The following is a 518-nucleotide window of genomic DNA, read 5'->3' on the forward strand; positions in this document are numbered from 1 at the left end:
AAAAAAAACATAGCATCCTCGTAGCGCACCTCCCACCACCACTGGTGCCCGGTCACCCTGATTGTCAGCGCAGCCTCCGAGCCGATCGCAGCCAGCGTCCTGTTGGCGAAAAAGCTTAGCAGCGTCAGTCCGATCAGGATGATGGTGGTCACTCCGACGGCGGACACGACCACGCGCATCTTGCCGCGTTCGGCCGCTTCGTCGAGTAGGAGGGGTTCATCGCCGGAACGCGATCGCATGACCAGCGGTGCTGCGAGAGCGATCATCACCAGCGCCCAAACAACCGCGCAAAGCGCGGCAAAGAACCAGATGAGCCAGGCCAGCTCGCCGGCTGCGGGGCCCTTCGGGTCAAGCGCCGACTGCCAGCCTGCGCATCCCTGCAGAAACAGGACACAGAAGGCGAAGGCCATCGAGGCCGGGCGCTTCACGGTGATTTGCCCAGTGTCGCGGCATCCGGCAGGCGGTTTTCCGAGGGATGCACCATCATGTCGTCATTGCGTTGCGGCGCGGCGGAAGAC

The 518-nt window shown here is 63.5% G+C and carries 1 pseudogene; it reads right to left on the bottom strand.

Annotation, left to right across the window (positions count from 1 at the left end):
* Positions 1-410: pseudogene (locus tag EN991_RS38365) on the bottom strand (cytochrome c oxidase subunit II); the annotation flags it as partial.
* Between the last annotated feature and the right edge of the window lie 108 nt (positions 411-518).

The organism is Mesorhizobium sp. M7A.F.Ca.US.005.03.2.1 (assembly GCF_003997795.1).
Taxonomy (GTDB): Bacteria; Pseudomonadota; Alphaproteobacteria; order Rhizobiales; family Rhizobiaceae; genus Mesorhizobium; species Mesorhizobium ciceri.